A 21,514-nucleotide genomic window follows, 5' to 3' on the forward strand; every position below is an offset into this window, starting at 1 on the left:
TAATTCTCTCGCACATCGTGCGATCCTATCGTACGGTGTTCGAATGGAATCGAACGTTGTACGAGATCCGCGCCGCTGGTGGATCCTGGGGGTCCTCTGTCTGTCGCTGCTGGTACTGATGATCGACGGCACCGTCCTCAATATCGCCATCCCGTCCCTGATCCGGGAACTCGACGCGACACCGTCGGATGTGCAGTGGATCCTCGACGCCTACGTCCTCGTCTTCGCCGGACTATTGCTCACCGCGGGCAGCCTGTCCGACCGGTTCGGCCGACGACGCATGCTGGTGCTGGGACTGGCGCTGTTCGGCGCGGCATCCTTCGCGGCCGTCTTGGCGAGCGAGCCGTGGGAGGTGATCGGCGCCCGCGCGCTCATGGGTGTCGGCGGTTCGCTGCTGATGCCATCGACCCTATCCATTCTGATGACCACCTTCGCCGAGGACGAACGGCGCAAAGCGATGGCGGCCTGGTCCACCGTCTCGATGGTCGGCATCGTCCTCGGGCCGACACTGGGCGGCTTTCTGCTACAACACTATTGGTGGGGTTCGGTGTTCCTGCTGAACATCCCGGTCGCAGTACTCGCGATTGTCGCCGCACTGGTTCTGATGCCGGAATCCACCGGTGAACAGCGGCCGGTCGACCTGGTCGGCGTGCTGCTGTCCGTCATCGCGCTCACCTCGACGGTCTATGTGATCATCGAGCGCGAGTGGAATATTCCGATGATCGGACTCGCGGTCGTCACGGGACTGGCATTCGTGGTCTGGGAGAGCCGGTCGGCTCATCCGATGCTGCCGCTCGCGGTGTTCCGCAATCGCGATTTCACCGGCACCTGCTGCACACTGCTGCTGATGGTGTTCGGTATGGGCGCGATCATGCTGATGCTCACCCAGTACCTGCAGTTCGTCCTCGGCTATGGGCCGATGAAGGCGGGTCTGGCGCTGCTGCCGTATGCGGTGGCCGCGGCGGTATGCAACGGTTTGGGTGCGACGCTGGGCAAAAAGCTGAGCAACAAGACGCTGATCGTCTCCGGTCTGCTGGTGATGGGCGGGGCATTCGCGATCCTGGCCGTCGGTTCCGGATATTTCGCGGTCCTGGCCAGCATGCTGGTCATGGGGATCGGCGGCGGTCTGGCGGGTCCGGCCGCGTATGCCGCGATCATGAGCGCCATTCCGCTCGAGCACGCGGGCGTCGGCTCCGCCATGAACGACACGCTGCAGCAGGTCGGCATGGCGATCAGCATCGCGATCCTCGGCAGCGTGCTGGCGGGTGTGTTCACTTCGCATATGCCCGACGACGCACCCGCCGCCGCGCGTGAATCCATCGGCGCCGCTTTCCAACTCGGCTATGTCGACCAGGCCAAGGCAGCGTTCACCGACGCCATGTCGACCGGCGCGTGGATCAGTTCGGGCTTCAGCATCGCCGCCGCCCTACTCGGACTGGCACTGCTGCGCACACGACCCGCCCCGCAGGTCGACACGCCGGAAGAAGTAACCGTGTCATAGCTGACATCGATTTTCGCTCGGAATCCGCTCGCCTCGCACCGCAGGCTCGGCTAGGCTCCCCTCGATCTCCTTGCCGCGCATATGACTACATTGCATGGGGAGTATCTCGGGCAGGAGAGTCGAGCCTGCGCGGGCATTGCGAAGAGCGAAAATGCTGATGACTGAACGGAATACCGAATGAAGCTTTGCGATAGCACTGCGGCGGCGATCCTTGTCATCGGTGCCGTGACCGTGGGCGCCGGAGTTTCGCATGCCGAGCCGATCGCCGCGCCCCCGCGGCACGACATCACCTACTCGGTCAAGCTAGTCGACAAGACCGTCGTCGCCAGCGTGCGCGGCGGCACCTTCAGCCTGTCCAAGGCAGCGGAAAGCGAGCTCGCGGCGGGCGGCGACAAGCGACTGGTCGACCAGGACGGCACACTGGTCGATAAAGACGGCAAGGCCGCCGATATCGCCGATGTCGTCGACGTCGTCGATCTGGCCGACACCGACGGCCATGTCGTCCTGACGCTGCCGCTGCGATTCCGGGTCGCCGATACCGAGATCCCGGTCGAGCCGGCGCTCGAGAAGGACGGCACGGTGCTGGCACTGGCGCCGCAGAAACCGGCCGGACTCGAGATCGCGCAGCCGCTGGCCATCAAACCGGTCGCATCGATGACCGAAGACCAGCGCGCCCGTAATGAATTCGCCACGCAATTCAGTCTGGCCACGGCGGTCGGCAGCTTCGTCGGAACTGCCATCGGCGCTGGCGTCGGCTGCGTCGCCACCCTTGCCGTCGGATGCATCGCCGGCTTTGTCACCGGTGCGACCATCGGCGGAATCATCGGCACAATCGCCGTGGGCGGGCCGGTCCTGATCACCTCCGGCGTGGATTTCGTCAATACGATGTTGGCTCCGGACGGCACCACCCGGTTCGCGGATAAGCCGACGACGGCCCAGGCCGCGCCGACGACTCCGGCCGCACCGAAGTAGTTCCGCCGATCCGGGTCGAGCTGCGGCGAGGCGTGCAGGGTGGCGGCCCTTGGTACTGCTCATCACTGTGGACTCGCGTACCGAAAGTGGGCGAGCAATGCCGAGACGAGTCGAATCATCACTCACCGACCAACATTCGACTCGGCTATACGCGGTCACCGGCCAAGCGAAAGGCCAGCGACTGCCCTGCCGCGCGTAGCGGTTCGGTGGAGCGCAGGGTTCGACTGAGAATGAACGCGCCCTCGAGTGTGCTCAACAGCGCGAAGCCGAGTCGGCGTGCCTCGGGGGCGTCCAGACCGCGACGAGTGAAGTAGTCGGTGCATTCGCGTACCCACGAATCGATGACTTCGGCCGTGACCTCGCGCAGCACCGGTTCGCTATCCGCGATCTCGCCAGCGATGGTGACGACGGGGCACATATTGATCCACCCGGCCCGCTCCATCTGCTCGGCCGCCTCGGTGAAGGCGGCGGGCACCGCCGCGCGCACATCCTCATGCGGATCGAGCAGCAGCGGCAGCAACTGGATGTAGGCCGCACCCGCCGCACGCAGCGCCTCGGCGGCGATCTGCTGTTTACCCTGCGGAAAGTGGTGATACAGCGAGCCCATCGGCGCATGTGCCAGCTCGCTCACCTGCTTCACGGTCGTCACGCCGTAGCCCTGTCGGCGCATCAGCTCGGCCATGGCGGTAAGGATCCGCTCCCTGGTTGACATCGCAGCATCCACACCGTAAGACTAGAGCATGCGCTCTAGAGCAACTACTCTAGTGGAGGTTCGCCGATGCCAACTGTCGAAATAGCCGCCGGTCGAATCGACTACGTCGAACGCGGCACCGGGCCCGCGGTCGTGCTACTGCACGGGCTGTTGATGAACCACACCCAGTGGGATCAGGTAATCGACCTGCTGCCCAACGGCTTTCGCTATGTACTGCCCGACCTGCCGCTCGGTGCGCATGCGACACCGATGCATCCCGATGCCGATCTGTCGCTACGCGGACTGAACCGGATCATCGCGGACTTCCTCGCCGCGCTGGACCTGCGCGATGTCACGCTGGTGCACAGCGATTGGGGTGGCGGACTGTTCCTCACCGCATACGGTTTGGATGAGCGCGTCGGCCGGATCATCGCGTTACCGTGCGAGGCGTTCGACAACTTCCCGCCGGGCCTGCCGGGCAAGATGGTCACCATCGCGACAGCGCTACCCGGCGGCATTTCGTTCGCCCTGCGGCAGTTGCGAATTCGCTGGCTGCGCACTTCGCCGCTGTTGATGGGCTGGATGGCACGGCGGCCACTGCCCGATACTCTCGTCCACGGCTGGACCGAGCCCGGATTGCGCGACAAGGCGATTCGGCGGGATCTGCTGAAGTACGCGAAGTCCGGTTTTCCGAAGCCGGAACTCATCGCGAACACCGAGGCGCTGCAACGCTTTTCCGGGGACGCGCTGATCCTATGGTCGTCCGCGGGCAAGGTCATGCCGCGCGAACACGGCCGCAGGCTGGCCGAATTGCTACCGAAGGGCGAACTGGTCGAGATCGACGACGCCTACGTCCTGTCCATGCTCGACCGTCCGCGAGCCGTCGCCACGGCCATGTCGGCCTTCCTGTCCGGCGCGAATGCGTCGGCCGCGCCGCACAACCACACGCTGGAGAGTTGACCCCCTCACCCGCACAAAGCGGTGTCGACAAGGTCATCCATGATGGGCTTGTAGCCGAGGCCGAACAGGGGTGGGAGTTGGTTGAGGCTGATGGTTATCGTCCGGGCGGGGGTGTATCCGCCGAAGACGAAGAATCCGTCCATGGCGCCGCCGTGACTCCAGATATCGATGCCACAGGCGTTGATGCGGTGGAACAGCCCGAGGCCGGCATCGCTGGGCTGGGCCGGATCCATGGTCTGGATCGTGTGCTGCATTTCGGCGAGTTCGGTTGGGTGAAGCAGTTCTCCGGCGAGTAGGGCGCTGAAGAAGCGGTTCAGATCCGCGCCGGTGGCGACGAGCGCGCCATCGGCCAGGCCCCAGCCCGGGTCGATATCGGTGATGTCGACCCGGGTCCCGTTGACGACCTGATATGCGCGTGGGTGTGGACCGCGAATCACGTTCTCCAGTGGGAATTCCGGCCAATAGGTGTCGCGCAGTTCCAGCGGGATCAGGATCCGGTTGGTCACCTCGACCCCTACCGGCCGTCCCGTGACCTGCTCGATCAGCTTTCCGGCCAGCAGGTAATCGGTATTGGAGTAGCCGAACCTCGAACCGGGCGGGAACTGCGCGGGCGCATCCAGACCGATTCGGATCAGTTGATCCGGGGTTCGGTACTGCTGTAATGCCTCGAGGGACCCCAGATTCAATCGAACGAGATAGTCCGGAATACCGCTGGTGTGCTGCAACAGATTTCGGACGGTGATCAGATTTCCGTCGCCGCCCGGGCCGCGCACCACACCGGGCAGATAACGCTCGATCGGAGCGTCGAGTTGAATTCGCCCCTCCCCCACCAACTGCAGCACCACGGTCGCCACGAATGTCTTGGTATTGCTGGCGATCCGGACCTGCGCGTCATCTGGAAACGCAGTGCGGGTCACGATATCGCCGACGCCGCTGTTGATTTGGGTCGCGTCGCCATCGACGGTGACGATCAACTGCGCACCCGGAACGATAGCCAAGCGGACCAGACTATCCAGCCGGGCTTGCAGCACAGAGAAGCGCATCGGGCCCGGTTGGGCCGAGGTCGTCCCGAGATTCGGCAGCACCGAAATCATCAGTGCGGCAACCAAAGCCGTCGCTACCTCGAGCCGCCGCATCCCTGCTCCTTCGCCACGGCCCCGGCGGCCGATCCTGCGGTGCGGACGGTGCTGGCCGCACGAGTCCCATTCGGCTCGAAGGAGACTGCGGCGCGGGCGCGTCGTTGGTGGGTATATCCGGGCGGATCAGCCGTTATAGGACACATGCGGTGTCCAGTCGTCGAGGGGGCGGACGGCTGCGGCGTGCAATGCCGCGGCGACCCGCTCCCGGGTGAATGCCCCCTCCCCGAGTAACCCATTGATCTGCACCGCGACGGCGCGGAAACCCTCGGGTGCCAGGGTGGTGTCCAGACTGGTGACGAGATTGCGCACCGCCGCCTTCTGTACGCCGAGCGATGGCGCCCCATGCCACGGCTTATCCGCCGCCGCGCTTCCCGTGACGAGCACGCGGGCACCGGCGGCGAAGAACGGCCGTGCGGCCTGCACCGCGGGCAGCAGCGCCGCGGCGCCGATCGTGAAGTCCTCGATCAACTCCGCGACCGTCAACCGCAACGGATCCGCCTCGCGGAAAACGCTCGGGTTGAAGTGCAGCACATCGATCCGCCCGTGCCGCTCGCCCACCTCGGTCACGATACGAGTGATATCGGCGGGATCAGCCAGATCCACACCGACACCTTCGGCATCGAAACCTTCGCCCCGCAACTCATTCGCCAACGGTTCGGCCTCCGCGACGAGGCGACAGCCCAGCACCACTGAATGCCCGTCGCGCGCGAAAAGACGGCCGACGGACAGCCCGATGCCGGGTCCGGCACCGATTACGAGCAACACGGGAGCAGCCATACCTAAGAGACTAGATCGTTGATCTGGGCAGATCACATGTCCGATTCTTGCCTGCCCGGAAGGGCGTCGGTAACACTGAAATGGTTGAGCAGACCCTTCGTGTGACCTGCAAGCAGTCATCAGCGGTGCAACTAGTCGGTGGCGGGTATGAACCGGACGTGCCCCGTGTCGAGTGACTCGAGACGAAAGCCGAGGCGGCGAGAATGATCCGGGACCAGGCCGCCGCCATGGATGACGACACCGTCGAGCTCCCCAAAATCATCGAGACTCGCCACGCCAGACACCGACGAGCGGCACCCAAACCCCATCGCGGCCGCACAGCGGCCAAGATCGCGATGCGCGTGCTGACATCGATGGCCGCTCTCGCCGTCCTGTCCGGCACTGGATTCGTCTGGTCGGCCAAGACCGAATTCGATAACGGCTTCACCCACACCGACGCGATCGGCAAGGACGCGCCGCGCTCACTCGGCGGCGACCTGAATATCCTGCTGATCGGGCTGGATACCCGCAAGGACCTGGACGGCAAGGATTTGCCGAAGGAGATCCTGGACCAGTTGCACGCCGGCGATGGCGACAACGGCGGCTACAACGCGAATTCGCTCATCCTGCTGCACATTCCGGCGGATATGCACAAGATCGTGGCCTTCTCCATCCCGCGCGACGACTATGTCGCGGTCTCCGGCATTCCGGGCTACGACCACGCCAAGATCAAGGAAGCCTACGGGCTGAAGAAGGCCGCCACCGAGACCAAACTGGAAAACTCGGGCATGAAGGACATGGTGGCCCTGGAGCGGGCGGGCCGCGAGGCGGGGCGGGCATCCATCGTGCAAACAGTGCGCAACCTGGTCGGCGTCCCCATCGACCGCTTCGCCGAAATCTCGCTGGCCGGCTTCTACGACCTGGCCGATAAGCTCGGCGGCGTCGATGTGTGCCTCAACCACGCGGTCGACGACAGCTACTACTCCGGTGCCGTCTTCCCCGCGGGCCCGCAGCACCTCGATGCCGCCAACGCGCTCTCCTTCGTGCGCCAACGCCACGGATTGGAGAACGGCGACCTCGACCGCACCCACCGCCAGCAGGCCTTCCTCACTTCGGTCGCCAAATCGCTGAAGGACACCGGCACGCTGACCAACTTCGGCAAGCTCTCCGGACTCATGGACGTGGCACACCGCGATATCGTGCTGTCCGACGGCTGGAACCTGCTCGACTTCGCCCGCGACCTCGGCTCGGCGGGCTCGATCTCGGTCGAATTCCGGACGCTTCCGGTGCGGCGCTACGACAATATCGACGGTCAGGACGTCAATATCGTCGATCCGGCGGCCATCAAGAAGGAAGTGCGCGCCGCCTTCGGCATCGAGACCACGCCGACCACCTCGCTGCACACCCCGACCGGGATCGTCGATGTCCGCAATGCGAGCGGATACACCGGCCGGGCCGCCCAACTGTCCGCCGCGCTCACCAAACGCGGCTATCCGGCGGGCACGGTCGCCAATAGCACCCGCGCCGACGGCACGACCACCACGATCACCTACGGCATCGGCGCCGAGGCCGATGCCACACAGCTGGGCGATCTGCTCGGCCTCACCCCGACCGCATCGCCGAATGTCGAATTCGGCCACATCACCGTGCTCGTCGGCAGTGATTTCACGATGCCCGCCGAACTCGTGCCGACCACCAGCGCGACCCCGACCAAGACCTCCGCCGAGCCCGTACCCGATGCGGGCAAGCCGGTCGCGACCACGATCGGCAGCAGTGTGCCCTGCGTTAACTGACGCCGATGTCCGCGCAGGTCACACCCGTGGCGGCGAAATGGGCTCGAAATGGCCGGTAAACTACGGCACGGGCCAGTACATCGCAGGTGCACCACACGGAACGCACGGCGCAACACAGGAGAGTCATGTCGAGTCGCCGCTTCCGTTGGAGAGCAGCTGCGGGTTTTGCCTTGGTGATGACGTTGCTCGTCGCCGGATGTTCGTCGAAGTCGGAAGCGCCGACCACCAAGGTCGGACCGCCGCCGCCGGCGATTGTCATCACTCCGGGCGGTGGCAATAATGTCGATCCGCTCGCGCCGGTCGTGGTGACCGCGAATGACGGCATGCTGACCTCGGTGAGCCTGACCAATGAGGCGGGCCGCGCGATCGAGGGCATCTACACACCGGACAAGACGGCGTGGAAGCCCACCGAACCGCTCGGTTACGGGCACACCTATACGATCAGCGCCGAAAGCCTCACCATCACCGGCCGCGTCGGCCCGACCACCTCGACATTCGACACGCTGGCGCCGAACAACCAGACCAAGGTGTATCTGACCACCACCGGTGGCACCCCGCTGACCGACGGCGGCACCTTCGGTGTCGGCACCGTCGTCGTCGCACACTTCGACGAGGACGTCCCGGATAAGGCCGTCGCGGAGAAGCGGCTGACCGTGACGACCAACCCACCGGTCGAGGGCTCCTGGTATTGGCTCGATAAGCGCAACGCGCACTGGCGGCCGCAGCAGTACTACGCACCGGGCACCAAGGTGACCGCCGCGGCGAACATCTATGGCGCGGACCTGGGCGGCGGTCTCTACGGCCAGGAGGACAGCAAGACCACCTTCACTATCGGCCCGTCGCATGTCTCCATCGCCGATGACAACACCAAACAGGTGCAGGTCTTCGAGAACGGCACTCTGATCCGCACCATGCCCACCTCGATGGGCATGGGCGGCAGCGAGGTCATCGCGGGTAAGACGCTGACCTTCTGGACCCAGCCGGGCATCTACACCGTGATGGATAAGGGCAATCCGGTGATCATGGACTCCTCCACCTACGGTCTGCCGGTCAATTCCCGGCTGGGCTACAAGGAGGCCATCGGCTGGGCCACCCGTATCAGCACCGACGGCATCTATCTGCACCAGCTCGATTCCACTGTGTGGGCGCAGGGCAGCCAGAACCTCTCGCACGGCTGCCTGAACCTGAGTGGCGCGAATGCCCAGTGGTTCTACAACTTCGCGATTCCGGGCGATGTGGTGGAGGTCCGCAATACCGGCGGCGCACCGCTGCAGGTCTGGCAGAACGGCGACTGGGGCATGCCGTGGGACGAGTGGGTCCAGGGCAGCGCGCTGCGCTGAGTTCTTTGCAGCGCACAGCACTGACTCTCCGGTGCGCCGCCTGCTGTGCGCCGGTTCACGATGGTCGGCGTGGGCTCGACGATCGACTGGCCGGAGGCATTTAACTTGCTCTGATTCCTATCAACGCTAGAGCTAGCGTTGATAGAGAGTAGACGCGCCGAAACCGCCGCCGTCAATGGCAATTCGCTAGTCTGCGAACAATGGACGCAGCAGAAGAGTGCATCACATGAGACGGGCCCAGGGCCGGGTCGGTCACGAGGTTCGACGCCGGGCAATCCTGGAGGCGGCCCTGGAGGTTTTCGCGGAACGCGGCTACCAGGGTGCGACCATCGCGATCGTCGCGGAGCGGGTCGGGTTGAGCCAGCAGGGCGTGTTGCACTATTTCCCCAATAAGCAGACGCTGCTGGCGAATGTGCTCGAGCTGCGCGATCAGAACGATCTCGACGTGCTGCTCGCCACCGCGCAGGGCCATGCGACAACCCTGGATTTCCTTGCCGAATTGGTCGAACGCAATGCCGAGCGGCCCGGAATCGTGCAGTCGTTCACGGTGCTCGCGGCCGAGAGCGTCACCGAGGATCATCCAGCGCGCGAGTACTTCGTCGATCGGTATGCGCAGGCCCGGGAGCGGCTGACGGCCTTACTGGAGCGCGACCTGGGCGGCGATCCGCCGCACGGCGTCTCACACCGGGATGCTGCCGTGCTGCTGATCGCAGCCCTGGATGGTTTGCAGCAGCAGTGGCTGCTGTCGCCGGATGATGTCGATATGCCTGCGCTGCTGCGCAAGTTCCTGCAATTGATCCGCCCGGACGACGGTTCAGATTGATAACGTATCGGTAACATTACCTACCGATTACTAGGTAGATCCACCATACTTCGAGGTAGATACCCCCGCGTCAGACAAACAAGGGAGTCGACCGATATGGCGAATCACCGCGCCGACCGCGAGGCAGTAGTCGAAAAGGCATTGGCCGCACTGGATCTGGATGCCCGTTGCCGCCTGCTTGCCGGACAGGACATGTGGTCCTTGCCCGCGGTTCCGGAGATCGGGCTGGCGTCCGTCGTGATGTCCGACGGTCCGATCGGCGTGCGCGGCGTGCACTGGAGTCCGGAGGATCCCTCGATCGCCCTGCCGAGCCCAACCGCGCTGGCCGCCACTTGGGATCCGCCACTGGCCCGCCGGGCCGGGCAGCTGCTCGCGCAGGAGGCCCGGCGCAAGGGCGTGCATGTGCTGTTGGCTCCGACGCTCAACCTGCACCGAAGCCCTTTGGGCGGCAGGCATTTCGAGTGCTACTCGGAGGATCCGCTGCTGACCGGGGCAATCGGTGCGGCCTATGTGACCGGGGTGCAGGAGGGCGGTGTGGCCGCGACACCGAAGCATTTCGTGGCCAATGACTCCGAGACCGACCGATTCACCGTCGATGTGCGGGTATCCCAGCGGGCATTGCACGAGCTGTATCTGGCGCCGTTCCGCACCGTGGTCGAGCAGGCCGAGCCGTGGGCCCTGATGGCGGCATACAACAGCGTCAACGGCGTCACGATGACCGAGCACAACGCTTTGCAGAACGAAATCCTGCGTGCACGTTGGGGTTTCGACGGCGCAATCGTCTCGGACTGGACGGCGGCTCGCAATACCGTCGGCGCGGCCGTTGGCGGGCTCGATATCGCGATGCCGGGACCGCAGTCGGTCTTCGGTCGAGCTCTCGCGGAAGCGGTTCGCGCAGGGCATGTTCCAGCGGAGACGGTCGAGCGGATGACTCGGCATGTGCTTCGACTGGCGGCTCGGGTCGGCGCATTGGCCGGGGCGCCACCAGAAGTCGTGACGCTCCCCACAACGATCAATGGCGATGCGCTGGCTCACGAGATCGCGCAACGCTCGATTGTGCTGCTGCGCAACGAGAACGATGTGCTCCCGCTCGGCAAGATCGGCCGCATCGCGCTGATCGGCCAGACCGCCGACCAGCCGAGAGCGCTCGGCGGTGGTAGCGCACAGGTCTTCCCGCCCCATACCGTCGCACCGCTCGATGGACTGCGGGCCGTGCTCGATGCGGATACCGAACTCGTCTATGCCGTCGGCGCGGATCCCCGAGTCAAGATTCCCGCCGCCAAGGAAGGTTTCCAGCTGCGCGTCCAGCTATACGGATCGGGTGACCGCCTGCTCGGCGAGCATCCGCTGCCGGAGGCCGCAATCGAGTGGATCGGGGAATTCCCGGACGGTATCGCGGTCGGCGAACTGCATCGGGTCGTTGTCAGCGGGACGTTCACCCCACGGGCGACGGGAACGCATACCTTTGCCATCACCGGCATCGGGCCGTTCCGGCTGACCGTCGGCGACGCGATCTGTTTCGACGACCGGATCGTCCCGCAGGGCGATCCACTGGCCGCCTTCCTACGCCCGCCCGAGATGCCGATCGATATCGAACTCACCGCGGGGCAGCCGGTTTCGGTGAACCTCACGCATACCGTGACGACGATGCCAGATGTGCCGATTGCCTTCGCGAAGTTCTCGCTCGGTCATCAGGACCCGAATATCGATCCCGAGGCGCTCATCGAAGAAGCGGTCGCCGCAGCGGCCGCGGCCGATGTGGCCGTGGTAATCGTCGCCACCACCCCCGAGGTGGAGAGCGAAAGCTTCGACCGCGCATCGCTGCTACTGCCCGGTCGCCAGGACGAGCTCGTCGCACGGGTCGCTGCCGCCAATCCGCGCACCGTGGTCGTGGTGAATTCCGGCTCCCCCGTACAGATGCCGTGGGCCGAGGATGTCGCGGCGATCCTGCTGACGTGGTTTCCGGGACAGGAAGGCGGTGCCGCACTGGCCGATGTGCTCATGGGCCGGGCCGAACCGAGCGGACGGCTGCCCACCACCTGGCCCGCGGATCAGGACGATGCGCCGGTACTGAATGTCACCCCCACCGACGGCGCCCTATCCTACGCGGAGGACATCTATATCGGATACCGTGCGTGGCAACAACATTCGACGGCACCGGCGTATTGGTTCGGACACGGGATCGGTTACACCACCTGGGAATACGAGACCGCCACGTTCGCTCCCGATCCGGAGGCCGCCGGCGCTCTCGGCACACTGACCGTCCGGGTTCGCAATACCGGCGATCGCCCCGGCCGCGAAACGATCCAGACGTATATCGCCCATTCATCCCGACCGGACCGGCGACTGGCCGCCTTCGCGGTCGTGCAGGCCGAGCCGGGCGAAACCGCTGAGGTGGCGATCCCGATCCCCCGCCGAGCCGCCGAATCCTGGGATGAGACAACGGAAACCTGGGTACAACCCACCACGGCCTACGACCTGCTGACCGGTCGATCGGTTGCCGATATCCGCTTGGCCATCGCCATCGATCTCGAAGGACCGCACGCATGAGATTTCGCCGAATCACCTTGGCTCTCATCACATTCGCATTCTGCGCGGCCACGATGCCAGTGGCCGCCGCCGAGCCGGGACCGTATCCGACCGCCACCTGGGAGCAGGTGCAGGCCGAGGAGACCCGATGGGCACAGGAGGGCAAGGTCGACGCGCCGACACCACCCGGTGTCAACCGGTACGACTGCGTGCCGACCGTGCCGGGCGCGGTTCCCGTTGTCTTACTGCATGGTTTCGCGGGCGACGAGTATCGAGCCTGGGGCTATCTCGGACCGGCCCTTGCCAACGCGGGTCTGTGCGTTTATTCCTTCTCTTATGGCGGCAGCAATGCCATGCAGGGCGGCGGGAACGGTCCGGTCGCCGATTCGGCGGTCGAGATCAAGCAGAAACTGTCCGCCCTGACCACCCGACTCGGCGTCACCGAGGTCGACCTGATCGGCCATTCCGAGGGCGGCATCTTGGCACAGTACATCGTGAAAACCGATTCGGAGATCGCCGGCGGCGTCCGTTCGGTGACCACCATCTCTTCGCCGACACGCGGCGCGCTCGGCGATCTCGGTGCGACTCTGCTCAATACCGGAAATCTCCGCGACAAGCTGCCGGTACCGCCCGCGGTGCGGGATCTACTGGCCGGGTCGGCCTTTCTACAAGAGCTGAACTCCGGACCGGTCACCGTCCCCGGCGTCGCCTACACCACCATCAGCAGCCGGTTCGACCCGATCACGGCATTCGGCCAGAACCCGGCCATGATCGCGGAGCCCGGTGTCGACAACTACGTCCTCCAAAACGTTTGCCCCGGCAGCAAAGCCGGACATAACGGCACGGTCTTCTCACCCACCACCGCCGCACTCGTGCTCAATGCCCTCGATCGTTCCACGGTGCGCCCGATTCCGTGCCAGGACGACTCAACCGGCTGATTCACGACGGCGATTGTCTCGGACGCAGGCCCGGATCGCTTGTGCGCCAATGATATCGATTCCGGTCAGGTCGGCGGTGGCGAGCTGCGACGGCGTCGGGAAGAGGTAAGTGAGACCGAACTGCCGCAATCCGGCTATGGGGACGCCACCGGCGGTGACGAGATCATCGAGAACGTCACTGTCCGACACGATGCCGCGGATGTCGTCCTCGAATGAGTCCCACGGGTGACCAACGAGCAGCCGCTGCACCCTGGCCACCAAGTGGATCAGCCCTTCGATATGCGGCACATGTACCACGAGCCGCACGGCATCTGTTGCAGCCGTGGTTATTTCGATGACGCCCGGATCGCCGTCCAGCACGATCGTGCGCCGGTAGCACGTCGGTGTGGCGCTCTCGACACCGGCTATCGCGGTGCGAGCGAGTTGCGCCAGTCGCCGATCGACATTCGTCCCCTCGGCCACCGGCACCCGCAGTGCCAGGCCACCATCCGCGACAAGACGATCGGTGCGTCGGCGGCGTTTGCGCAACTCGACAGGTGTGGCACGAAATATCGCGACCATCACCCGGTTGAACTGACGTAGACTCCCGAATCCGGCGGCAAAGGCGATATCGGTGACCGACAGATCGGTATCGTCCAGTAGTCGTCGCGCGAAATGCGCACGCCGCGAACGGGCCAGCTGATCCGGCGTCGCACCGACCTGTTCCTGAAACATGCGGCGCAGATGACGTTCCGAAACCGCGAGTCGCGCGGCGAGTGCCACCTCATCGCCCTCGTCCAGCGCACCGGCGGCGATGAGATCGATAGCGCGACATACCAATTCGGACGCGCTCGCAAGCTTTCGATCACCCCGATAGGGCCGACAGCGGTGGCAGGCCCGAAACCCTGCTGCCTCGGCACCCGCAGCCGAGGCGAAGGTGACTATATTCTCCGCTCGCGGACGTCCCGGGCATGGCGGCAAGCAGTAGATGCCGGTCGTGACGACGCCTTCGAACGATCCCATCCCCCGAGTCTGCGCGCCGGACCACACACCGACCAGCCATATCCGGACACGACCTGTCCGAATATGGCGTGATCGGCGGCCGCGTCTGATCCAGAGTTGGCCGAATGGACACGCAGACGAGCAAAGATGTGATCATCCGGGCCTGGCGCGAATTCGCGACACAAGACCCCGACCGTATTGCCGCGGTATTCACCCCGGACGCCGAATGGCTCGCACCGCCGGAGAACGCCACCGCCCGCGCCATCGGCGGCGCCAATCACCTGATCGGCCGTGACCGCATCGTGCGGTTCCTGACCAAGGAGTTTCCGTCGGTATTCGTTTCCGATCGAAGCGTGCAGTTCGCCGCCATCATTGCCGAGGGCGCGACGGTCGTTGTAGAGGAGCGAATGCGGGCGACGTTGCTGAACGGCAATCTCTACGACAACGACTACTGCTTCATCTTCGAATTGCGCGACGGCCGGATCCACCGTGTGCGCGAGTACATGGACACCCGTCGTGCGGAGGAGATGTTCAACGCCACCGACTGAGGGTGTCGTCTCTTCGACGGCCGATTATGCTCCAGCTCACTTCCCGATATGGCACTGCTTGGTTTCGCAATTGGCCGACGCGCGTCCGCGACCGTCCACCGGGCCGCCGCCGGTCACCGGTTGATCGGGTCGAATCGCCAGCTCTGTGGCGCGGCTGCGACGAGGTCGCCGCGGCCGGATCGATGTCGACGCCGGGTCGCTGAGACCGGCTGGGCCGAAACGGGAGCCTCGATGATGCGGAAGGCGGCACGGCACGCGCGGCCGTGGCCATGGCGGCTGCGCATTGCGAAACGCCACGATCATGGGCAGATATCGACCCGATTTGCCGACTCGCTATACCGAGCGGCGGCGGACGGCGTAGTTTTCAGCGAACCGGCCATATGGTGCCGGGCAGCTTGCTGGGGAAGCTTCGAGGAAATATGAACGTTCCCAATGAACCGATGTCGATGGTTCTGTACTACGTCTTCTTGCTCTTCTATGCCGCACAGGATGCGCTGGGCGGAACCATCCGGGACTGACCGAGCCGACGTATCGCACCGAGCAGACCGAGTGGCTGCTCGGATACCGTGGCGTTGTCACCGAGCGCAGGTGACAGCGCGGCGGGCTCGTTAGCGGACTGGAACAGCACAGCCGGCCACGGTGCCGACCAAGGTCCGCACCGTGGCAACCACTGACCGCACATCGGATTCACCGCACGGGCGGATTCTCGGCCGTCCGGCCCACGCGGCGATACCACCGATGCGGGCCGAACACCCCTCATCGCACCCGGAAGACAGTCAACTTCCAGTCCGTTGAACGGGTGCGGGCGATGCGGGCGGCGATGGCGAAGTGTTGGCGGCCGCGGTCGTAGCTGGCGAAAACTTCCGCGGTCGAGGCGTCGATCATCATGAGGCTCGCGCGGTAGAGCACGGCGACGCCGAGTACGCGGCCCGGTGCCAGGTCGGCCCGGACTATGGTCCGCACTGCGGCGACCACCGCGGGCGTGGCCATGGTGGTGAGCTGGGCGACGGGGCGGCGGTGATCGAGTATCTCGAGTGCAAGCCGCAGCACACGCTCGACGAATAGCTTTGCCGTCGAATCCAGTTCGACGACCGGCGCCAGCTCACCATGCCCGGCACTGAGCGCCCGCCGCACACCCGGCGGGCCGGATCGTCCGGTCTGATCATTCCGCGGTAGCGGCGTACGGCACGGTGACGCACGCCGCAGTTCCTCGAATTCCGCACGGCTCCCGGCCGGACGGTACGGCAATAACGGTGGCTCGGTCCTCGGCGCATACGAAAGCCCCGACGAATGTCTCTCCATACAGCACCCCCAATTGAGTTCGACCTACTCCCCGAGCTCGGACCGCGACAGCATTCCACGAAAGCACCGCATGATCAAGATCAGGTGGCACTGGTGGCGGACGCTTCTCGGGCCGATGCCTGCACAGATTCGACCTGATCTTGATACGTCAGATGCGGGCGAAGGTTTGGAGGGGGTCGGTGAGGATGTCGGCGAAGGCGAGTTCGGCGGCGCCGACCAGGGGGGCGTCGTCGGCGAGGGCGGAGGTGCGCAGGCGGACCCGTTCGCGCACCGCGAGCAGTCCGTTCACCGCGAGCCTGCTGCGGACCTGGGCGGCGGAGGCGAGGTAGACCTCGCGGAGCACGCCGCCGAACACAACCATGGTCGGGTTGAAGATATTGACCAGGTTGGCGACACCGTATCCGAGCCACTCCCCCACCTGGTGCAATGCGTCTCGGGCGGTAGCGTCGCCGCGCGCGGCGGCATCCACGATCGCCTCCACCGCCGCACGCCCGGTGAGATCGGTCCGCCCGGCAGCCGCGATCAATGCGAGTTCGCCCGCCTCGGCCTCCAGGCAGCCATACGACCCGCACGTGCAGGCCCGTCCACCCGGATTGACGATCATGTGCCCGACCTCACCGCCATAGCCGCCCTCCCCACCGAGCAGCTTGCCGCCCATGATGATTCCGCCCCCGATACCGACCTCGCCGTGCAGGTAGATCATGTCCGCGACACCGATGCCGACACCGCGCTCGCGTTCGGCGAGCGCACCGAGGTTGGCATTATTACCGACCGAGACGCGCAAACCTAGACGCTCCGAAAGCCGCGCCCCGACCGGCACATCCACCCAGCCGATATTCGGTCCGTACCGAACGACACTGTCCTCTTCGCGCACCATCCCGCAGAACGCGACTCCCACACCTACACAGACGGTCTCGGGTCCGGACTCGCGAATCATGGTCTCCGCGATGGTCGCCAGCGCACCGATCACATCATTCGGATCGAATGTGCCACCGGGACTGCGCGTTTCCCGCCGATCGAGAATCACCCCGCCCAAACCGACCCGAGCCACCGCCAGCCGGTCCGACCCGACATCCAGCGCCAACCCGTATACCCGCTCCGACTCGGGCCGCACCACCAGCGACGGTCGCCCCGCCTTCCCCGTCTGCCCCGGCAGCTCCTCGCTGACCAGACCAGCCGCGGCGAGGTCAGCGGTCAGCGCCAGGATGGTACTGCGATTGAGCCCCATCCGCTCGACGAGCGCCGCCCGCGATATCGGGCCGCTCGAGTGGACATGCCGCAACAGCACGGCAAGGTTCTGCCGCCGGATCTCGTCCGGGGAGGGTGCAGCTCTCATGCGGGCGAACCTCCTCCCGGTCGCTAGCGACTGCTGATAGGTCGCTCGATATGGTCAGTCGGTCAACTTCCTGGCAACGCACGCTTGCGTGACAGCGCATCCACTCCCGCCGCCAACAGCAGCACGAATCCTGTCACAACGAATTTGGTGCCCGCGCTGTAGCCCATCAGGCCCATTCCGTTATTGATCACCGCGACCACCGCCGCTCCGAGCACCGCGTCGAGCATTCGACCGCGCCCGCCGAACAGACTCGTACCGCCGATCACCGCCGCTCCGACAGCGGTCAGCAACACATCGCTACCGCCGGTATTCGGGTCGACGGAATTGGCCCGCGATGCCGCGATCAGTCCGCCCACCGCGGCCATGGTGGAACACAGTACGAAGGCACTGATTCTGATCCGGTCGACCGGAATGCCCGCGCGCCGAGCCGCTTCGGCGCTACCGCCGACCGCGTAGATATGCCTGCCGAACGAGGTGCGGTTGAGCACGAACGTCCAGAGCAGGAGCAGCGCAACGATCAGCGGCACCACGATCGGCATGCCCGCGAGCGAGTTGATCGCCGGATTGCGGCTGCGTTCCTGATTGAGGATCAGCACCGCGGCACCGGCCACCACGGCCACCGCCGCGATCCGCAAAGCGATCACCGGTGCGGTCTCGCCCGTAAGCCCAAGTTTGGTGCGCGCCCGGAGTTTTCGGTATTGGATCACCGAGAATCCCGCCAGCAGCACCACATACATGATCCAACCGAGCCAAGGCGGCACATTCTTATTGGCAATCGCGACGATCGTCTCATCGTGGATCGAGATATTGCGCCCGTTGTCCATGATCTTCAGCGCGACACCCTGCAATGCCAGGAACGCCGCCAATGTCACTACGAACGAGGGGATTCCGATCTTCACCACGATCGTGCCGATGATCAGGCCGATTGCGACGCCGGTGAGCAGCGAGACGAGAACCGCCGCGTACCAGGGCCATCCCTTATCGGTGAGCAATACCGCGAGTACCGCCGCACACACGCCGCTGGCGAATCCGGCCGACAGGTCGATCTCACCGAGCAGCAACACAAAGATCAGTCCCATGGCGATCACCGCGATGGCCGCACCCTGGGTGAAGAGATTCGCGAAATTGCCCTGCGTCATGAAAACCGGCCGTGCGATCCAGAACACCACCGACAACACCGCGAGCGCGATAATCGACGGCAGCGCACCCATATTCCCGCTGCGCACCCGCCCGACATACGAGTTGACCAGCTCATGCACCGGCGAGGGCGTGGCCTCGAGCTTATCCGTAACCACGGCGCTCATACACTTGCTCCATTTCCGAGGCCGAGACTTCCACTGCGACCGGCGGTGATCAATTCGACGACCTGCGCGTGCGTCACGTCGGCAGTGCGCACCTGGGCTGCCATCCGGCCGAGATACAGCGCGGCGATCCGATCCGAAACTGCGAAGACGTCGTTCATATTGTGCGAGATCAAAATCACCGCAAGGCCTTTGTCGGCAAGTCGGCGAACCAGTTCGAGCACCTGCTGGGTCTGCGCGACACCCAGCGCGGCCGTCGGCTCGTCCAGAATCACCACTTTGCTGTTCCACAGCACGGCTTTCGCGATCGCGACCGTTTGGCGCTGGCCACCGGACAAACTCGCCACCTGCTGTCGCACCGACTTCACCGTCCGAACCGATAGGCCCGCCAAGGTCTTTCCGGCCAGTTCCTCCATGCCGTATTCGTCGAGAACCAGCCCGTGCTTCTTTTCTCGACCGAGGAACATGTTCTGCACGATGTCGAGGTTGTCGCAGAGCGCGAGATCCTGGTAAACGATCTCGATTCCGAGATCGGCGGCATCGCGCGGATTGTGCACGTGCACCGGCTTACCTTCGAACAGGAATTCCCCCGAATCGATCGGATGGGTGCCGCCGATACACTTGACCAGGGTGGACTTGCCCGCGCCGTTATCGCCGACCAGCGCCGTCACCTCACCCGAGTACGCGGAGAACGCGACCTCGTGCAGTACATGGACGGGACCGAAACTCTTCTCTATCCCGCGTAATTCGATGACCGGTATCTCCGGCATGGGCGTAGCTCCTCGAGTTGGGGCGCCCCTTCCGCGATCCCCTCATCGAATCGCGGAAGGGGCGGGATATCACGATCAGCGGACCCCGTTATCCGCGCAGAGCTTGGCGAAGTCGCCGGTGCACAGTTCGGCCTTGGTGACATAGCCGTCCGCGACAACGTCGTTTACGTTGTCCTTGAATATCGCCTTCGGTTCCAGCAGCACCGCGGGCACTTTCGCATTCGCCTCAGGATCGTCGACGGTGCTGTTCGCCTCGCCCTTTTCACCCCGCGCGAGCTCGATCGCCAACTTCGCACCCGCATCGGCCTCCAACTTTATGGCCTTGTAGACAGTCATGCACTGATCGCCCGCGAGCACGTTCTGCAAGCCCTGGACCGTGGCATCCTGGCCGGTCACCGGGATCTGGCCGTTCAGCTTCTGCTTCTTCAGCACCGCGATCGCGGCATTGCCGAGCCCGTCGTTGGCCGCGACGACCCCGCCGAGATTCGGTGTGCCGGTGAGCATTTGCTCGAAGATGGTGCCCGCCTTGGTGTTATCCCACTCCGGCACCGCCTGATCCGGCCCCTTCACATACTCACCGGCATCGAACTTCGGCTTCAGCGTGCTGTCGTAACCGTTCTTGAACAGCGTCGCGTTGTTGTCGGTGGGGCCGCCGTTGAGATAGGCGACGATCGGATTGACCGCCTTCTTATCGGTGAGACACTTGGCCAGCCCGTCCCCCATCAACTTGCCGACCTTCACGTTGTCGAAGGACACATAGAACGGCGCCCCACCGCCGAGAGTCAGTCTGTCGTAATCGATTACGGTCACACCCTGCGACTTGGCCTTCTGGATCACGGCCTTGCCGGTCCCGCTGTCGAGGTTGGTGATCATCAGCACCGAGGCGCCATTGGTGATCATCTGATCCGCGATGGTCTGGAAAGCGTTCTTATCCCCCTGCGCGTTCTGGATATCCGCCTTGATCCCCGCCGCATCGAAGGCCGCTTGCAGATACTTCCGATCCGCCGTCTCCCACCGTGCCGATGTCTTGCTGTCCGGCAGGATCACACCGATCTTGGCACCTCCACCACCGGAGTCCTTGCTGTCGTCCCCGCAGGCCGTGAGCGAGGTGAGAAGCGCAACCGATACGGCCGCGATGCCGAGGATCCCCTTACGCATGAGGGCGAGCCTTTCGTCGAACCACCGCCCGACCAGGCCGGGCAGCGAATGTTGTTTGATGCAACATATTTCACCGTGACCCGAAGCACAGCCGTTTCGCAAAGATATTTGTTGTCCGCCATAACAATCCGGCCACGGCCGGTGAGCGACAATCCACGACCTGGTCCTCGGAAGCCTGTGTCCACATGGATAAGTCGATGCAAGTACGGACCATGTCCAGGGTCTGGGATATGGTGCGGACCTTCGTGGCACAGCCGATGTCGGGCAGGTCGGTCTCGAACCTTCTGGCCTCGGAGTCCTTACTTCGGATGACCGAAACCCGCCGAGGTATTGCCGTGCGTGGTAATGGCTTGGCGGGCCGGCCATTTGCAACCACTTCGTCGGACCAGTGGATCGCGATCGGAGTACGGTCGGCCCCGAGCTCGGAGGCGAGAACGTAGACCGCGGTGGGGACGCCAGCGTCCAGCCGACATACCACGCCGCAGAATTCGCGCCTCGCAGGCGACACGAACTCGCTTGTCCCGTCGTTCGGGTCGATGATCCATCGTTGGTTCGCCGGATGTGGTCAGCTGCGGATCAAACTCTTCTGCAACGAATCTGGATCCTGGAAGACACTGTTCGATTGTGCCGACGATCGCCTCCTGCGTCGCCGGATCAGCCTCGGACAGCGTCGTGT

At 64.6% G+C, this 21,514-nt stretch carries 18 protein-coding genes; 9 read left to right on the forward strand and 9 right to left on the reverse strand.

Annotated features, from left to right (window positions below):
* Positions 1 to 43: 43 nt before the first annotated feature.
* Both AB0J29_RS11440 and AB0J29_RS11445 read left to right on the forward strand, forming a co-directional pair.
* Entirely contained in the window at positions 44 to 1,501 is a 1,458-nt protein-coding gene (locus AB0J29_RS11440) for an MFS transporter (protein ID WP_364783079.1), read from the forward strand.
* Between the two features lie 177 nt (positions 1,502 to 1,678).
* The gene (locus AB0J29_RS11445; protein ID WP_364783082.1) at positions 1,679 to 2,473 is read left to right on the forward strand and encodes a hypothetical protein; all 795 of its coding nucleotides are present in this window, start codon (positions 1,679 to 1,681) and stop codon (positions 2,471 to 2,473) included.
* A gap of 145 nt (positions 2,474 to 2,618) precedes the next feature.
* Here the strand turns inward: AB0J29_RS11445 and AB0J29_RS11450 are convergent, their stop codons facing one another.
* Positions 2,619 to 3,185: a TetR/AcrR family transcriptional regulator gene (locus tag AB0J29_RS11450; protein WP_364783085.1), complete on the reverse strand. Its 567-nt coding sequence runs from the start codon at positions 3,183 to 3,185 to the stop codon at positions 2,619 to 2,621.
* A gap of 66 nt (positions 3,186 to 3,251) precedes the next feature.
* On the opposite strand from AB0J29_RS11450, the gene AB0J29_RS11455 reads away from it, so the two are divergent.
* Positions 3,252 to 4,124 (forward strand): alpha/beta fold hydrolase, encoded by an 873-nt coding sequence (locus tag AB0J29_RS11455; RefSeq protein ID WP_364783088.1) that lies wholly within the window; start codon positions 3,252 to 3,254, stop codon positions 4,122 to 4,124.
* A 5-nt stretch (positions 4,125 to 4,129) separates the two neighbouring features.
* Here the strand turns inward: AB0J29_RS11455 and AB0J29_RS11460 are convergent, their stop codons facing one another.
* Entirely contained in the window at positions 4,130 to 5,260 is a 1,131-nt protein-coding gene (locus tag AB0J29_RS11460) for a serine hydrolase domain-containing protein (RefSeq protein WP_364783091.1), read from the reverse strand.
* Positions 5,261 to 5,386: 126 nt separating this feature from the next.
* Positions 5,387 to 6,040, reverse strand: a complete 654-nt coding sequence (locus AB0J29_RS11465) for an SDR family NAD(P)-dependent oxidoreductase (protein WP_364783094.1) — start codon at positions 6,038 to 6,040, stop codon at positions 5,387 to 5,389.
* A 227-nt stretch (positions 6,041 to 6,267) separates the two neighbouring features.
* Here AB0J29_RS11465 and AB0J29_RS11470 point away from each other — a divergent pair, with 227 nt between their 5' ends.
* The 5 genes from AB0J29_RS11470 to AB0J29_RS11490 all read left to right on the forward strand — a co-directional run bounded on the left by AB0J29_RS11470 (position 6,268) and on the right by AB0J29_RS11490 (position 13,442).
* Positions 6,268 to 7,812: an LCP family protein gene (locus tag AB0J29_RS11470; RefSeq protein ID WP_364783349.1), complete on the forward strand. Its 1,545-nt coding sequence runs from the start codon at positions 6,268 to 6,270 to the stop codon at positions 7,810 to 7,812.
* Between the two features lie 125 nt (positions 7,813 to 7,937).
* On the forward strand, positions 7,938 to 9,152 hold the full coding sequence (locus tag AB0J29_RS11475) for an Ig-like domain-containing protein (protein WP_364783097.1): 1,215 nt from the start codon (positions 7,938 to 7,940) through the stop codon (positions 9,150 to 9,152).
* Between the two features lie 226 nt (positions 9,153 to 9,378).
* A complete protein-coding gene (locus tag AB0J29_RS11480) occupies positions 9,379 to 9,975 on the forward strand; it encodes a TetR/AcrR family transcriptional regulator (RefSeq protein WP_364783100.1) in 597 nt (198 codons plus the stop codon).
* 96 nt (positions 9,976 to 10,071) lie between these two features.
* A complete protein-coding gene (locus tag AB0J29_RS11485; RefSeq protein WP_364783103.1) occupies positions 10,072 to 12,525 on the forward strand; it encodes a glycoside hydrolase family 3 C-terminal domain-containing protein in 2,454 nt (817 codons plus the stop codon).
* Positions 12,522 to 13,442, forward strand: coding sequence for an alpha/beta fold hydrolase (locus tag AB0J29_RS11490; RefSeq protein WP_364783106.1), 921 nt, complete (start codon positions 12,522 to 12,524; stop codon positions 13,440 to 13,442). Before AB0J29_RS11485 ends, AB0J29_RS11490 begins: the two co-directional genes overlap by 4 nt.
* Here AB0J29_RS11490 and AB0J29_RS11495 read toward each other — a convergent pair.
* On the reverse strand, positions 13,431 to 14,444 hold the full coding sequence (locus AB0J29_RS11495; RefSeq protein ID WP_364783109.1) for a helix-turn-helix domain-containing protein: 1,014 nt from the start codon (positions 14,442 to 14,444) through the stop codon (positions 13,431 to 13,433). The two genes, AB0J29_RS11490 and AB0J29_RS11495, sit on opposite strands and share 12 nt — an antisense overlap.
* 104 nt (positions 14,445 to 14,548) lie before the next feature.
* On the opposite strand from AB0J29_RS11495, the gene AB0J29_RS11500 reads away from it, so the two are divergent.
* Positions 14,549 to 14,971 (forward strand): nuclear transport factor 2 family protein, encoded by a 423-nt coding sequence (locus tag AB0J29_RS11500; RefSeq protein WP_364783112.1) that lies wholly within the window; start codon positions 14,549 to 14,551, stop codon positions 14,969 to 14,971.
* 756 nt (positions 14,972 to 15,727) lie between these two features.
* Here AB0J29_RS11500 and AB0J29_RS11505 read toward each other — a convergent pair.
* From AB0J29_RS11505 to AB0J29_RS11525, 5 genes are all read right to left on the reverse strand, one after another.
* Positions 15,728 to 16,273, reverse strand: a complete 546-nt coding sequence (locus tag AB0J29_RS11505; protein WP_364783115.1) for an Rv3235 family protein — start codon at positions 16,271 to 16,273, stop codon at positions 15,728 to 15,730.
* Positions 16,274 to 16,421: 148 nt separating this feature from the next.
* A complete protein-coding gene (locus tag AB0J29_RS11510; RefSeq protein WP_364783118.1) occupies positions 16,422 to 17,609 on the reverse strand; it encodes an ROK family protein in 1,188 nt (395 codons plus the stop codon).
* A gap of 62 nt (positions 17,610 to 17,671) precedes the next feature.
* Positions 17,672 to 18,913: an ABC transporter permease gene (locus AB0J29_RS11515; RefSeq protein WP_364783121.1), complete on the reverse strand. Its 1,242-nt coding sequence runs from the start codon at positions 18,911 to 18,913 to the stop codon at positions 17,672 to 17,674.
* Positions 18,910 to 19,680 (reverse strand): ATP-binding cassette domain-containing protein, encoded by a 771-nt coding sequence (locus AB0J29_RS11520; RefSeq protein ID WP_364783124.1) that lies wholly within the window; start codon positions 19,678 to 19,680, stop codon positions 18,910 to 18,912. The genes AB0J29_RS11515 and AB0J29_RS11520 overlap by 4 nt, the downstream gene beginning before the upstream one ends.
* Positions 19,681 to 19,755: 75 nt before the next feature.
* Positions 19,756 to 20,838 carry a substrate-binding domain-containing protein gene (locus AB0J29_RS11525; protein WP_364783127.1) on the reverse strand — a complete coding sequence of 361 codons (1,083 nt, stop codon included), beginning with the start codon at positions 20,836 to 20,838 and terminating at the stop codon, positions 19,756 to 19,758.
* Positions 20,839 to 21,514: the final 676 nt, after the last annotated feature.

Origin of the sequence: Nocardia sp. NPDC049707 (assembly GCF_040674855.1) — a bacterium.
In the GTDB taxonomy this organism is placed as follows: domain Bacteria; phylum Actinomycetota; class Actinomycetes; order Mycobacteriales; family Mycobacteriaceae; genus Nocardia.